The sequence below is a fragment of the Microbispora cellulosiformans genome, assembly GCF_008728085.1.
GTDB lineage: Bacteria > Actinomycetota > Actinomycetes > Streptosporangiales > Streptosporangiaceae > Microbispora > Microbispora amethystogenes.
The window spans coordinates 214,654-227,554 of the sequence record NZ_VYTZ01000004.1 but is presented as its reverse complement, the minus strand read 5'-3'; the positions used below and the strand labels follow the sequence as shown (position 1 = coordinate 227,554).

General features: G+C 68.0%; 14 protein-coding genes and 1 pseudogene. 6 read left to right on the top strand and 9 right to left on the bottom strand.

Features of this window, described 5'->3' with window-relative positions:
* Positions 1 to 11 precede the first annotated feature (11 nt).
* From F5972_RS12215 to F5972_RS37155, 4 genes are all read right to left on the bottom strand, one after another.
* Entirely contained in the window at positions 12 to 1,229 is a 1,218-nt protein-coding gene (locus F5972_RS12215) for an ROK family transcriptional regulator (RefSeq protein ID WP_150933585.1), read from the bottom strand.
* A gap of 376 nt (positions 1,230 to 1,605) precedes the next feature.
* Positions 1,606 to 1,848: a hypothetical protein gene (locus F5972_RS38060; protein WP_225311391.1), complete on the bottom strand. Its 243-nt coding sequence runs from the start codon at positions 1,846 to 1,848 to the stop codon at positions 1,606 to 1,608.
* A gap of 4 nt (positions 1,849 to 1,852) precedes the next feature.
* Positions 1,853 to 2,137 (bottom strand): hypothetical protein, encoded by a 285-nt coding sequence (locus F5972_RS38055; protein WP_225311390.1) that lies wholly within the window; start codon positions 2,135 to 2,137, stop codon positions 1,853 to 1,855.
* 450 nt (positions 2,138 to 2,587) lie between these two features.
* On the bottom strand, positions 2,588 to 2,875 hold the full coding sequence (locus F5972_RS37155; protein WP_225311389.1) for a hypothetical protein: 288 nt from the start codon (positions 2,873 to 2,875) through the stop codon (positions 2,588 to 2,590).
* A 418-nt stretch (positions 2,876 to 3,293) separates the two neighbouring features.
* On the opposite strand from F5972_RS37155, the gene F5972_RS12195 reads away from it, so the two are divergent.
* The 3 genes from F5972_RS12195 to F5972_RS12180 all read left to right on the top strand — a co-directional run bounded on the left by F5972_RS12195 (position 3,294) and on the right by F5972_RS12180 (position 6,428).
* A complete protein-coding gene (locus F5972_RS12195; protein ID WP_150933584.1) occupies positions 3,294 to 3,659 on the top strand; it encodes a nuclear transport factor 2 family protein in 366 nt (121 codons plus the stop codon).
* Between the two features lie 1,000 nt (positions 3,660 to 4,659).
* The gene (locus F5972_RS12185) at positions 4,660 to 5,133 is read left to right on the top strand and encodes an aegerolysin family protein (protein ID WP_150933583.1); all 474 of its coding nucleotides are present in this window, start codon (positions 4,660 to 4,662) and stop codon (positions 5,131 to 5,133) included.
* A 185-nt stretch (positions 5,134 to 5,318) separates the two neighbouring features.
* Positions 5,319 to 6,428: a hypothetical protein gene (locus tag F5972_RS12180; RefSeq protein ID WP_150933582.1), complete on the top strand. Its 1,110-nt coding sequence runs from the start codon at positions 5,319 to 5,321 to the stop codon at positions 6,426 to 6,428.
* 597 nt (positions 6,429 to 7,025) lie between these two features.
* Here the strand turns inward: F5972_RS12180 and F5972_RS12175 are convergent.
* Positions 7,026 to 7,273 (bottom strand): annotated as a pseudogene (locus F5972_RS12175) (DUF4158 domain-containing protein); the annotation flags it as partial.
* A 379-nt stretch (positions 7,274 to 7,652) separates the two neighbouring features.
* The gene (locus F5972_RS12170) at positions 7,653 to 8,879 is read right to left on the bottom strand and encodes a GDSL-type esterase/lipase family protein (protein ID WP_191910074.1); all 1,227 of its coding nucleotides are present in this window, start codon (positions 8,877 to 8,879) and stop codon (positions 7,653 to 7,655) included.
* A gap of 190 nt (positions 8,880 to 9,069) precedes the next feature.
* Between F5972_RS12170 and F5972_RS38050 the strand changes: the two genes are divergently transcribed.
* Positions 9,070 to 9,237: a hypothetical protein gene (locus tag F5972_RS38050; RefSeq protein ID WP_225311388.1), complete on the top strand. Its 168-nt coding sequence runs from the start codon at positions 9,070 to 9,072 to the stop codon at positions 9,235 to 9,237.
* A gap of 81 nt (positions 9,238 to 9,318) precedes the next feature.
* Here the strand turns inward: F5972_RS38050 and F5972_RS12160 are convergent, their stop codons facing one another.
* On the bottom strand, positions 9,319 to 9,663 hold the full coding sequence (locus tag F5972_RS12160; RefSeq protein WP_150933579.1) for a hypothetical protein: 345 nt from the start codon (positions 9,661 to 9,663) through the stop codon (positions 9,319 to 9,321).
* Positions 9,664 to 10,108: 445 nt separating this feature from the next.
* Here F5972_RS12160 and F5972_RS12155 point away from each other — a divergent pair, with 445 nt between their 5' ends.
* Positions 10,109 to 10,774 carry a hypothetical protein gene (locus F5972_RS12155; RefSeq protein ID WP_150933578.1) on the top strand — a complete coding sequence of 222 codons (666 nt, stop codon included), beginning with the start codon at positions 10,109 to 10,111 and terminating at the stop codon, positions 10,772 to 10,774.
* Between the two features lie 9 nt (positions 10,775 to 10,783).
* On the opposite strand, the gene F5972_RS12150 is transcribed toward F5972_RS12155, so the two are convergent.
* Together F5972_RS12150 and F5972_RS12145 are read right to left on the bottom strand one after the other, a co-directional pair.
* Entirely contained in the window at positions 10,784 to 11,236 is a 453-nt protein-coding gene (locus F5972_RS12150; protein WP_150933577.1) for a hypothetical protein, read from the bottom strand.
* A gap of 89 nt (positions 11,237 to 11,325) precedes the next feature.
* Positions 11,326 to 11,946 carry a TetR/AcrR family transcriptional regulator gene (locus F5972_RS12145; protein WP_150933576.1) on the bottom strand — a complete coding sequence of 207 codons (621 nt, stop codon included), beginning with the start codon at positions 11,944 to 11,946 and terminating at the stop codon, positions 11,326 to 11,328.
* Between the two features lie 350 nt (positions 11,947 to 12,296).
* Here F5972_RS12145 and F5972_RS12140 point away from each other — a divergent pair, with 350 nt between their 5' ends.
* The gene (locus F5972_RS12140) at positions 12,297 to 12,857 is read left to right on the top strand and encodes a hypothetical protein (RefSeq protein WP_150933575.1); all 561 of its coding nucleotides are present in this window, start codon (positions 12,297 to 12,299) and stop codon (positions 12,855 to 12,857) included.
* Positions 12,858 to 12,901 lie beyond the last annotated feature (44 nt).

Here is a 12,901-nt window from a genome sequence, read left to right as displayed (position 1 = left end):
CTCCGGCGACGTCAGGCTCGTACGTCCCGCTCGAGGAGGGCCAGCTCGCCCTGCAGGACAAGCACGGCGCCGCCGATCGCCGCCGCGTCCGAGCTGCTGACCGAGGTGACCACCCGGACCGGGTGCGCCCGCCGGGCGAAGGTACGCCGTTGCACCTCCTCCTCGATCACAGACTGGTAGATCGACGCCGCGGTGGTGAAACTGGGGCCGGCGAGCACGATCAGGTCGAGGTCGAACAGGCTCGTCATCGTGACGGCGGCGGTGCCCAGATGGCGGGCGGAGCGCTCGATCAAGGTCCGTGCCGCCGGGTCTCCGGCGACGGCGGCGGTCGCGATGCGGGCGAACCCGGTCATGACGTCAGTATCCGCAGGGTCGAGCCCAAGCCGTTGACCGAGGCTCGATTCCTTCAGCGCCTGCCTTATCACGGCGGCGGGTTCCACGTAGTTTCCAAGGCAGCCGTAGTTGCCGCAATCGCATGGTCCTCCGTTGACGTCGATGGTGATGTGGCCGATCTCGACGGCGTTGGAAGAGACGCCGCGGTACACCTCGCCATCGATGACGACGCCCCCGCCGAGGCCACTGGCCATGTAGAGGCACCCGTACGTACGAGACTCCACCGCCCCCAGCCAGTGCTCGCCGATCGCCGCGGCCGCCGCGTCGTTGTCGAGCAGCACCGGCAGGCCCAGGAGTTCGGACAGGCGCGGCGCGACCGGATATCGGAACCACTCGGCGGTCGGCTGGTGGGTCAGCAGCACGCCCGCCTGCCGGTCCTGTGGTCCGTAGGTCGCCAGCCCCACTCCGAGCACTTTGCCGCGATCGACTCCGGCGGTCTCGATCAGGGCGTCCACACGCGAGGCCACCAGCGAGAGTGCCTGCTCGGGAGGCAGCAGCGCCGTTCCGGGGAACGCGGTCCTGGCCACCTGCCGGCCGGTCAGATCGACGATGACGATGATGCAGATGTTGCGTTCGAACAACACTCCTACGGCGTACCGTGCGTGCGGGTTGATCTGCAGCAGTGTCGGAGGCTTGCCTCCGGTCGACGCGCCGCGCCCGACCTCGACGACCAGCCCAAGGTCCATGAGCTCACGGACGACCTGGGTGATGGTCGCCGCCGTGACTCCGGTGTCGGCGGCGAGCTCGACCCGGCTGATGGTGCGTGCCTTCCGGATCCTGTTGAGCACGATGCCGCGGGTCCTCGGCCTCCCCGCCCCGATGGGGCTGGTCGCCATTCGGCCTCCCTTGAAGCCACCGACCGACCACAGGTTGCGAGGCTCGGTGGGGACGGTGTCTCACGTGATTCAGCGACAACGGTTCATCGATCAGTCAATGGACTATTTTCCCACCGTCCTATGTAGTTGTCGTATCCGGCCACGTAACCGACAGTGGCGACCGCCGCGAGATCTGCGAGCGCACGGACGATTCGCCGGGGACGCGTAGGAGCGGCTGCACCGTACGGAGATCAGGAGCCTGGTCGTCACCGGACACCCTCGCGCGCAGGACGAGACGTCCCTGCCGTCCCTGAAGGTGTGCCCGGCCGCACCGCTGCCGGCCGATGCGATCCGCGTACACAGGGATGAGACAACCATCCTGACGCTGCGGCGTGATTCACGCTATGAGCAGGCGGAGGCCGAGATCTGCCGCGTCGAGGGCGGTGAGGTCGCTGTTGCGCTCGGCCCACCGGCCGGAGTCAAGGTCGTCGCCGAGGCTTCGCACCGCCCGCTGCTCGGCCTCGGGCCCGACCTTCGTCCACACCGACATCGCACGGCGCACGTGCTCCTCCAGATAAGCCGCCGGTCGGCGCCAGTACGCCTCGAACAGGCCGTCAGCGCAGTCCCACGGGATGGGCACCGGCTCAGCGCGGGCGCCGATCGCGTCGGCCGCGATCGGGAGGCTCGTAGGAGCCGGTGCCGGCCCCGACGTTCAGCACCGTCTGCGCGTCCCCGAGTGCAGTCCAGATCTGCGCGGCGATCCGCGGCTCAGTACGCCGTGTCGCGGGGTAAGCGCTGCCGATCTCGTTGTACAGCCGTGCACCGAGCATCTCCAGTTGCTCCTCCGGTGTCACCTTCAGCCCCCTCGCCCGTGCCTCGAGTCCCCTCTCGATGGCCGCCCGGACACTCACACCGGCCGGCTCGGCCACGTGTCCACAGTCCAGTGATCCTCCACGGCACCGACTATGCAGCCTGACGTCACCGCCACGTGAGGGTCAAGAGCCTCACTCGCGCAACAAGTGCCGAATGCGGAGCAGCGTGTTGCACATCGCGTGGTCAGGCCGCTACGACCGCGCTGAGACGGTCCCTATCGAGCAGTGATGCCCGAGGACCGCGGGAGGCGTGGTCGATGAGCGTGGCGGATCGCGCGCATCCCGTACGAGCTGTGCGTGCGAGTCGCCACCTGGAGCTGGACGGCGTCCCGCTCGGGCCTCCCAGCGCCCCGTGACGCACGGAGCCAGGCGCCGGGGTTCGCGGTCGAGGGCGCGGAAGCGGTCATGATGGGTCCGGGCCTCCCAGTGCAAGAACGCGTCCTGCATGGTCGCTTCGGTGTCGAAGCGATCAGTGGCGGTGCTGTCCACGCGGACCACGTGAGGTGGTTACGCGAGCGCCTTCTCGGCGGACACATCCGGCGTGGCGGCCAGGCGGTGCTTGCGCTTGGGCATGCCGAGCGTCGGGTGCGAGGTGGCCCAAAGTGACAGCTTGACGATGCCCGCCTTGATCCGCGCGGCCATGCGGCCGCCCACGTACTTGGGCTTTGCCTGTCCCTCGTACCGACCGCATGGTGCGATCGACGACGATCTGATCGTTTTCGGTGACCTCCAGCCCGCGTGCTCGGCCGCGCCGGGGACGGCGCGGCCGGCGCCGTGAATGCCGAGCGCGTACAAAGCGTGTCGTAGCCGAGTTCGCCGCCGCCGTCGGCGTCGGCCACGGCGACGACCTGGCGCTCAGGGTCCACGGCGGTGACGCGGGCCACGCGCAGCCGTATCCCCGTGCCCGCGAAGACGTCGGCGAGCTTGCTGAGCGAGCAGGTGGGCGCGGTGGTGCGGCTCAAGCACAGCGCCGAGGCCACCGGCGAGCATCTCCAGGAGTTCCTACGCGACCGCATCGCGGCGTTCAAGGCGCCGGTCCGGTTCTGGTCCAGGGAGGCCGAGCTGCCGCGCAACCCGGGGCAAGGTCCTCAAGACCCACCTGCGCAAGGAGACGCGCGGGCCGGAAGCATTACCCGGCGCGTAATCGCCTCTCCTCAAGGGTCCATGACACCGTTCACGTGTCGTCACCGAGACAACCTGAAGGAGCACGAAGATGACCGACTACACCGCCCTGGCCGAGCGTTACATCGCCGCCTGGAACGAGCGTGACCCCGAGGCCAGGGCGAAGGCGGTGGCCGCGCTGTGGACCGAGGACGGCGGCTACATCGACCCGCTGGCCACGGTGACCGGCCACGAGGGCGTCGCCGCCGTGATCGCCGGCGCGCAGGACATGTTCCCCGGGTTCGTGTTCACCCTGGGCGGCGCCGTGGACGGTCACCACGACACGGCCCGGTTCACCTGGCACCTCGGCCCCGAGGGCGCCGCCGAGCCCGTCGTGATCGGTTTCGACGTCGTCGCGATCGCCGAGGACGGCCGGATCGGCAACGTGTACGGCTTCCTCGACAAGGTCCCCGCCTGACCGCCTCTCTGCGGGCTCCCGGCCGCCCCTCGTGCCTGTCGATGAAGACTGACCTCTGTCACCTGGTCAAGGCTGGCCCGCTAACGAGTGACTGACAAACGATCAAGGGCCAGGTCCCGGATCTTGGGAACTGGCCTCTGAGCTGGTGGTTCGTGGTGGGACTACCAGGACTTGAACCTGGGACCTCTTATCAGCCTTCACATCTCGACGCGAAGGGCAAGACATACAGGCACGGCACCCTGACGGCCTTGACCGCGGACTGCCCGGCCCTGGCCGCGCTCCGTGAGCACGGGGCTGCGGCGCGACTTCGACGCCGCCAAAGCCGGCCTGACCCTGCCCCACAGCTCAGGCAAGGTCGAGGGCCACGTCAACCGCGTCAAGACGCTCAAGCGGCAAATGTACGGCCGAGCCAACCCCGACCTCCTGCGCAAACGCATCCTCCTCGCCACTGAGACGGGCCAACGCACGAAGTCAGTGCCAGAGCCACGATCGAGCCGGAATCGACACTGATACCTCGCCGCGGGGGCGGGGCGGACTGCGAGGCGTTTACCGCAGGGCCCGCACCCTGGACCCACTTTCGAGCGGCTCCCCGCCCAGTCGCCGAGAGAGCGTCCACAGACAGCGCTGGCGAGCCTTGCAGTCACCGACAGTACGACGGATTCAGACAACACAACCCTCAGAGCAGGGCGTTTGAGACGCCAGCGCGGTCGCGGTCTCGGCACACGATCTGCGCACCGTGGTGCCAATACGCGAGATGGATGCCTTCGTGCACGAACCTCCGGGCGGTGGCGGTGTCGTCTCCTGGTAAGGGGATGGTGGCGGATCGGTCGTTGCTGGGAGGAGGGCATTTGAATACTCTGCGTAGTAAGTCGATTACCCAAAGTAGAGGCAACTGGAGATCGCCAGCCGGCCCCGCCCAGGAAGGAAAGACGATTTCGGTCTGCCTTGCCTTTGCGCGACGTCCGGTCAAAGACATCTCGCCTCAGGAGAGGAGCATTCGATGACCCGTTGGGTTCGCCTGGCCGCCGTAGCGACGCTGGGAGCCGGGTTTGCGGCGGTTCCTGGTGCCGCCCAAGCCGTGCCGGCCCCCGACCTGGTGGCACAACAGCAGCGAGCGGCACGCAGCGTCGCCGTCACGTTCAACAACACCACCAAGTGTGTGCTGACGCTGCGCGACAAGGAGCTGGACCACGGAATCTGGGTCACGCACCCCGCGCGGACGATTCAGCCCGGCACCAGCGACGACTTCGAGACCGAGTCCGACGGATTCATGACCGGCACCGAGGCCGCGGTGGACTACCTGGCCAGCAACTGCACCCAGTCAGGCAAGCGGATCCGCTTCCACTGGGACAACCCCTACACGGGACGCAACAGCTACGACTGGGACGAGACCGACCAGGTCTTCGACACCGACTACACCGGTGGTAACGGCGACAACGCCTCCGTGACCGCAACGGTCTCGGCACCCGACTGATCCGCCGGCCTACCGGCTCTCAATCAGGCAGATCGGCGACCCGGTCCCGCAGCGGCGATCCCCCGCGGCCTGTTCTGAGCCTCCTGCCGGCCAGGTCAGGCCGGGGACCGACCGCGCCCTCCCGGGGGCGGTCCGGGGCGCGAAGGCCGGCCTCCCTGTGATCCTCCATCCCCAAGGAGCACGCTATGACGACAGCCGACCAGACCTACGACGCCTCCCAGACCTCCGGCGCCACGCTCAAGCCGGGCGGCATCTATCTGATCAAGCAGGCCGACGGGAACAACGTGCGGGTGTACCGGCCCGAGCTGCCCAAGTGCCTACTCGACCTGGCCGCCAAGCCCGAAGCCGCCAACTACTTCCACCTGATGCCGATCAACAGCGCACGCACCACCTACTGGATCGTCAACGCCAACCGGGGCGAGCTGGTGATGCCTGAAAACCTCAGCAGCGCCGCGGACACGAACCTTGTGATCGAGACCTCCGGCCAGCAGCGAGCCTGGGCGGCCAACACCCTCACCCACTGGGGCATCGTCGGCAATGGCGTCGGCTACGAGATCACCAACGCCAGCACCAGCCTGTACGCCCGCCGCAAGAAGGCGGGCGACCCGCCGCTGATCGCCGGGGACGACGATGAAACCCTGGCCCGGTTCACCCTCCAAAGGGTCAATCACCTGCCCAAGGTCGAGAACTTGGCGCACATCGACACCGACCCGTCCCAGATCGGTGACGTGGACCGGCTCAAGGGCTTCCAGCAGCCCAAGATGCGCACCGACGAGGTCCTCATCGGCCAGGTCGCCATCCCCTACCTGGCAATCAACGAGCCCGGTAAGGACACCACCTGGCAGGCCAAGCACAGCCCGTACTACATCGTGCGGCGTTACGGCTACTGGCAGCAGGTGCTGTACTACGAGCACGCCGGTAACAGCAACTACACCAAGACCGAAGAGGCCTACATTGGGCTGACCACTCGCAACGCGCAGGTGGTCGAGGAGACCACCAACATCCGCGTCAGCCTCGACCTCGCGTTCTCCTACGAGGGATTCTCCGCCGCGGTCAGCTCCTCCTACGAACACGAGCTGAAGGTCACCACCACCTCCGAAGAGGTCAAGGAGCAGTGGAAGAAGGTGAGCGTCAGCCGGGACTTCAAGAATGACGGGAAGCGTGTCGCCCTGTGCGTTTGGTACCGCGGAGATCACTACACCGTCCACCGGATCGATTCGGCCGAAACCCTGATCGCCGACTGGCGCACCCTCAGCGAGACCGGCCATATCGATGACGGATGGCCAAAGAACTGACCCATCCCGGCCTCGATGTCGACACGCCGTTCTCGCCAGCGGCAAGGTCGTCATCAAGACCTGCGACGGCTCAGGTGCCCAGGACTGCTGGTCCCGTCGACTGGAGGAGGCCGGTCCAGCCACGTCACCGGCTGGGCCGTCTTCCGCCCCCGCAACAACCCCAAGCTCGCCCTGACGCTGGACACCTACATGGGCCCTGGAAGTTGGGACACCCTCTACCTCAACCGCGGCCAAGACTCCTCCGACCGCCTCTGGCGTTTCCTGCGCGAGGGGGAACCTGGTACCCCCCGCCAGGCCCCACCGACGGTGGTCGGGCGGTTTCGTCGCGGTGGCCAGACGAGGCCTGCCCGCGACGCCCCTCGGCTGTAGGGCCGGGTTTCGTCGCGGCAGCCGCCGTCGAGCTCGGCGTAATGAAAGCCTCGGCGCAGCCGGTGCAGGAGTCCACAGTGAGGGCACCCAGCTCGCCGGCGAAGACAGCTTCGGACTCAACCAACGCCGGCCGGGGCAGCGCGAGCAGCACGTGCCGCTCCACCACCTCGCGGCGGAAGACCTCTTTGGCCTCCATCGCGTTCCTGAGCGGCCGTACGGCGGCGATCTCGTCCGGCCATCCCACTCGTACAGCCCCAACTCTGCAGCGGCACGTCCACCAGCCGGGCGACGTAGGCAACGACCTGGTCAGGGAACTCCGCCCCGCCCGTCGGGAACCGGCCGTTCAGCGCGTAGAACCCCAGAAGCAGCGCGAACCCGAGCTTCGTCGCGCCCCGCCGGCCCGACAGCTGATCCCGCTCGTTCCCAACCAGCGTCCAGTTCCCAATGAGCTCGTTCTCGTCCAGCACACGCGCCACGCGGCATCCGGCTCTCTCGCGAAGCGGTCAGCCAGGGCGCGCAGACCTCACGAATCCGCAGCAATACTGGCCGCAGCCGATCATCGCGCTTGTACAGCCGCGACGATCAGGCGTTGCGGGTGTGGCCGATCGCGTGACCTTGTGAGGTCATCGGGTGGGGGTATCCGCGACGTCACGAATTCCAAGCGTCGTCGTTGTCAGCCCTCCACGAACCACTCGTCGAAGAGTCCACCCACGCATTGGGCCCGATCGAGGCCGGTGACGCGACCGCCCCCGGTAAGGCACACGGCCCCTGGGATGGAGGCGTGTGCAGCGCTGGCCGCCGGGTGAGTTCGATGAACTGGTGCCGCCGAGGACTATGTGCGGGCTGTGGAATGGATCAGGTCTGACTCCTGGGCGTGCCCACGTTGCAGGGCTGGGTGCCGGGATTGCGGTAGAGGGCCAGCAGGCAGCGGCCGAGCGCCTGCTGGCCGAACGCGTTGGGGTGCATGGCCTCCTGCTGGTGTCCCTGGCTGATCTTCGCGCCGACGGTGCCGTACCGTACCCATTCCATCGTGTCGCCCAGTTTGGCGGCGTCGTCCAGCGGGCCGGATTGGCTTGTGCCCTGTTCGCACAACGTGTGGCCCTCCACGGCGCCCAGCATGCTCAGGAACTCCGCACCGGTCGCGGTGGCGACCCGCCGCAGCATGGCGTCGATCGCGGGTGCCAGGGTGTCGTGCATCAGATCGAAGTCGGCGTCCCGCAGCGGGCAGCCGCCCACGAGCGTACGCTTGGTGGCCTTGCCGCCGCCGCCCTCGCCGTAGCGCACCCGGGCCGAGGAGGGCACCGGAGAGGGATAGGACTGCAGGATCAGCCGGTATCCGGCGGAACGGGCCGACGCCCGGCCCATCACCTGGCGGATCTTCTGAACCGCCAGGGTCACCTGCTGCTCCACCGCCGGTAGCGCAGCGAGAAACCGATCGCCCTCGCCCGTTGAGGCGCAGGAGCGCTTGTCGCCCGCCATGTACATCGCGGCGCATCGGCGCAGCATCCCGGACAAGTTCAGGTCGTTGCCGCCGATCGACAGCACGACCACCTTGACCTGCCGGGTGGCGGCAACCTGCGCAAGCAGTTCGGCTTGGGAGGCGGTGTTCTCCTTGAACGCCTCGTTGATGACGTGCCGGGTCTCCGCCCCAGAACAGGCCAGGTTGACCGGGGTGAGCCCGGCCTGGCCCAGCCCGGTGATCTCGGCTACGTCGGAGCGGTGACATCCGGTGCCCTCTCCGTGCACGGCCGTGCCGTCATACACCCGCTGGGGGTCGTAGTAACAGATCAAACGCTTGCGATAAGCGGCCCGGTCGGTTCCGCCGCGGGTGCAGCCCGCAGCGGCGGACACCGTACTGTTGCCCCACCACCGGCCTGCCTCGCCGGAGATGAAGCTGTCCCCCAAGGACACCGCCACCTGCTCGTCTGCCTGGGCCTGGGCGGGTGCGGGAACGGCCAGGGCCGTGGCGCTCAGCGCCAGGATTGCCAGAACCCAACCGGCATGCCCGGCACGGCGCACGTGGCGGGGGCGGCGGGGGACGGCGGGAACGCTTCGGGGATGCTGCGGGACGGTAGCGCTCACTGCTGTTCCTTTCACGGTGCGTAGGAGACGCCTTTTGAGCCGGCCTTCGGGGTGTGGAAGAACGGAAACGTATGCCTGACCTCGGTGTTCGGGGGAACGCGGGCACATCCGTGACCGCACCCTGGAAGGCCACGAGTCCGCGCGCAGCCGCGGCAAGACCATCGGCGGCGCCGCCGTCACCGACGACGCCATGCTCCCCATGGCCCTGCACCTGCGCGCGCAGAACCTCAGCCTTCGTGACATCGCCAGCCGGATTGTCCTCACCAAGGGCGAGAAGAAGGGCCGGCACCCGTCCCCGGCCACCGTCTTGCGCATGCTCCGCGAGCACGACGCCACCGCGGCGTCGGTCGAGGGCTGACCAGCCTGTCGGTGCGGACCGGAACGGCCGCACCAGCCGCTCCGCGGGGGTCGTGATGGCCAGGGCGCCCGAATCCGCGCTTCAGGAGAAGACGACGGAGCGCACCAGCAGGCGCTCTGAAGCACCTGCGCCGGGGCGCAGGCTGTAGAAGACGTCTCCCATACAGCCGGCCTCGAGGAAGACCGTGGCCGTCGAGTCGGTCAGGTTCTTCGGCGCGTAGGCGGCCGACGTGCCGTCAGAGCCGGCTCCCTTGATGTCGATACATGTCCCACTCTCGGGGTCGTTGAAGAAGCCAACGGCGTCGTGCCCGTCGGCGGTCTTGTAGGAGTAACGGAACTGGCCTGTGGCGGCCGATGCGGAACCGGAAACCGCCAGAACCAGCATGAGGGCGCCGCTGGCGGCGGCCACGGCAGAGCGCAGACGCATGGATCCTCTCCCCGAAACAACGACAACACTTTCTGTAATTATTAGGTCACATTCAGTATTGGATGTCGAGCGCGTGCGCGCCCGCGGGCGGCGGGACGGCCACGGCATACGCCGCCGCGCCCGCACCCCGGACCCACCTTCGGGCGGCTCCCTCCCGATCTGCCAGGCGCTGCCGCCCAAGGTGCTGGAGTACTGCGCGGCCGCCCCGGGTAAGGCGATTCCGTCCTTGCGGGAAGCCTGTGTCCAGCGGCCGGGCAGGCGGCGGCGAGATTACGAGGCGTCGGCCAGGCCGGGCAGCGGGCTGTCCGGACAGTCCTGCGCGGTGGTCGTGCAAGGCGGTCTTCTCCGCAGCTGCCGCCCCAACGTTGCCGGCGACCTCGCCTGCCAACCGGGGAGTGCGTCCAAGCGCAAGTGATCTCCAAGAGGCGGAACTCACCCTGCGGACATGAACAGCAGACGCGACGGCTCCGAAGGATCCAGCGACGCCAAGCCCGGCAAACAGACCCAGTGGCAGATCGCGCTGGCTTTGCTGGCCGACCTGCTGCCGGTCTGCCTGGTGGCGGGCGTGCTCCTGGTGGCCGCGGTGAAGGCGTCCCTGCCGTGTGTGTCGCCACCCGAGGGCACCTGGCCGCCGCCCGCCGCCCGCACCTACACCTACGTCGATTTGCCGCCCACAGCGTCGGAGATGCGCCGTGCCGCCTCTAGCCCGGGCGAGGAGCCCGTCATCGTCGCGGTCTACAAGACGCCCGGCGGGAAAAGGGTCCAGGTGTGGCTGCTCTACGCAGAACACCCAGATCCGGGCGCCTCTCTCAACGAGAAACTGCGGCGGTCCGGCAGTAGGACGGTCACGACAAGGTCCCGCACCCAAGTCGTCGACGAGTGCCCCGACGGAATCGTGGCGATGCCGACCACCCCGCTCGGCGGAGCAGCGGCCTGCTACCCAACCCGGTTCATAGAGCCGAAAACCTACATCGACGAGCCGGGGGCCGTGTGTATTTTCTTTGACCGGTGGTCCGGGGCGGAACTGGAGGCGCCGGGCATGACCGTGACCGAGCTGGCCGGGCTGATGTCCCGCCTCCGACCCGCTATCCAGGTCCCCCGCACCCTGTGACCGCCTCCCTCATTGGAACCGCCGCCCCTTGAGCAGTTCGTCGCTGCCGGGTAGCGGACGATTGGACACGGCGGGTCGGCAGCGACACATGCTGGGAAAGGGCCGATCAGGACGGACCGGCCAGGTCGGGCAGGGGAGTGTGCGGACACTCCTGCGCGCTACGTCAACGGCCCATACGTTGATCATCTTGTTGCCGGGATCCGGCAGATGGATGAGCAGGTCCGTCAGGAACATGGCGTGCTCGCGGGCGGCATGAGCCAGCGCTGGGTGGGGGAGCTGGGGGATGCGCTCCTCAAGAGCGCCGATCGTCGAGGCGAGGTCGACGCGCTCGGCGCGGACCAGGATCTGCACTCGCTCGGACAGCGAGTTCAGCCAGCGTCCGAAGGCGGCGACCAGCCCGCGATACGCCCTACGGGGCTCGTACGCGCCTGGATGTCTTGGCCGCACCGCCTTCGGCTGCATCAAAATGAAGCGAGGGCGTCTGAGTTTTTGTCTTGGACGCCCTCGCCTTGATGTGTCGCCGTGCAGGCTGAGCGGAGGCGCCTGCGGCTTCAGGCGCTCGCCGGTCCGCTGTAGTCGGTGGCGGCATAAACCTGCAGGAGCCTCTCGACTCCGCGTAGGAAGGTCTCGCAGATCAGCACCGGGTCGAACAGGCAGCCGGCGGCCATGGCGCCGTCGCGCATCATCACGAAGTGGCGGGCGGCGGGCTCGGCGCCGGTCTCCTGGATCTTGGCCAGCAGTTCCGTGATTGTTTCCAGGAACCATTGGCGGTGGGCGAGCACGGCCTTGTGCACCGGGGACTCGGGGTCGGGATACTCGACGGCAGCGTTGAGGAAGGCGCATCCCCGGAAGCCGGGGGACTGGATGCTTTGGGCGATGGACTTGCTGAGGGCGCGGATGGTGTCGGCGGCCGGTAGTCCGGCGGCCACAACCTCGTCCGCCTGACTCCTTATGGCCCGGTCGACCTCGTTCAGGTAGGCCAGGACAAGGTCTTCCTTGCCCGGAAAGTGTCGGTAGAGGGTGGCCCGCGTCACCTGTGCTTCGGCGACGATGCGATCGATGCCGACGGCCTGGATGCCCTCCGCGTAGAAGAGCCGGCTGGCCGTGTCGAGCAGCCGGGACCGCGCTTCGGACGGCCGGCCGGCCTTCGGATTCGCTACGCATGCGACCATCCTAGTAGGTAGAACGTTCTGTCTTGACAGGTTGCACCGTAGATTGTAAGCTGTGCGAGGTAGAACGTTCTGTCTTGCGGGAGAGTTGTTCCAGTGGCTCGTCGTCTTCACGTACGCGCCGCCCCTCTGTTCATCGGTGCGGCCGTGGTCGCCGCGGTCGGCCTGTCGGCGGCGGGTCCGGCGTCCGCGGCACGGAGCACCTCGGACTTTCCGTCCTTTGTGAAGCCGGCCCGGATTTCCGTCGAGCATCTGCCGCGACCATGGCCGTCAGCAGCGCCCGTGCGCCGGGAGTGCCTTCCCGCAACGAGCGAGGCGGTCTCCTCGTCACTCACACTCGGAGAAGGATCATCATGAGCTCCATCGCTGCTTCGCCCGGCCTTTCCGGGACCGCGTCCGCACTGCGGCGTCTGTACTTCGTCCGGTTCGCGTTCGCCATCGTCTGGGCCCTCGCGATGTTCACGACCGCCTCGAACCTGGGCCCGCTCGTGGTCACCCTGCTCGTGCTCTACCCGCTGTTCGACGTGGCCGCCGCCGCCATCGACGCCCGCGCGTCGCGCGCCACCGGATCACCTGCCCTGTTGTACGTCAACATCGCGGTCAGCCTGATCGCCGCCATCGGAGTGGCCATCGCCTGCGCGTCCGGCATCCCGGCTGTGCTGCGCGTGTGGGGCGCCTGGGCAATCGTGGTCGGGCTGGTCCAGCTGATCGTGGGCGTCACGCGCCGCAAGATGGGCGGCCAGTGGCCGATGATCATCAGCGGCGCCATCTCGGTGCTCGCCGGCGCGTCGTTCATCCTTGGTGCCTCCGCAGCCAACCCGACGCTGACCAACGCGGCCGGCTACGCCATCCCCGGCGGCATCTTCTTCCTCATCTCGGCCTTCCGCCTCGGCCGCGCCGCGAAGGGGAACTGACATGGACAGCAACACTTACGACAACACCTACGACGTCGTCGTCA

Excerpts from the sequence above, each read along its gene's own strand:
- F5972_RS12160 (WP_150933579.1), bottom strand. The coding sequence starts at position 9,663 with ATGCGTCTGCGCTCTGCCGTGGCCGCCGCCAGCGGCGCCCTCATGCTG.
- F5972_RS12180 (WP_150933582.1), top strand. The coding sequence starts at position 5,319 with ATGACGACAGCCGACCAGACCTACGACGCCTCCCAGACCTCCGGCGCC.
- F5972_RS12185 (WP_150933583.1), top strand. The coding sequence starts at position 4,660 with ATGACCCGTTGGGTTCGCCTGGCCGCCGTAGCGACGCTGGGAGCCGGG.
- F5972_RS12215 (WP_150933585.1), bottom strand. The coding sequence starts at position 1,229 with ATGGCGACCAGCCCCATCGGGGCGGGGAGGCCGAGGACCCGCGGCATC.
- F5972_RS12150 (WP_150933577.1), bottom strand. The coding sequence starts at position 11,236 with ATGCAGCCGAAGGCGGTGCGGCCAAGACATCCAGGCGCGTACGAGCCC.
- F5972_RS12140 (WP_150933575.1), top strand. The coding sequence starts at position 12,297 with ATGAGCTCCATCGCTGCTTCGCCCGGCCTTTCCGGGACCGCGTCCGCA.
- F5972_RS12145 (WP_150933576.1), bottom strand. The coding sequence starts at position 11,946 with ATGGTCGCATGCGTAGCGAATCCGAAGGCCGGCCGGCCGTCCGAAGCG.
- F5972_RS12195 (WP_150933584.1), top strand. The coding sequence starts at position 3,294 with ATGACCGACTACACCGCCCTGGCCGAGCGTTACATCGCCGCCTGGAAC.
- F5972_RS38050 (WP_225311388.1), top strand. The coding sequence starts at position 9,070 with ATGCTCCCCATGGCCCTGCACCTGCGCGCGCAGAACCTCAGCCTTCGT.
- F5972_RS12155 (WP_150933578.1), top strand. The coding sequence starts at position 10,109 with ATGAACAGCAGACGCGACGGCTCCGAAGGATCCAGCGACGCCAAGCCC.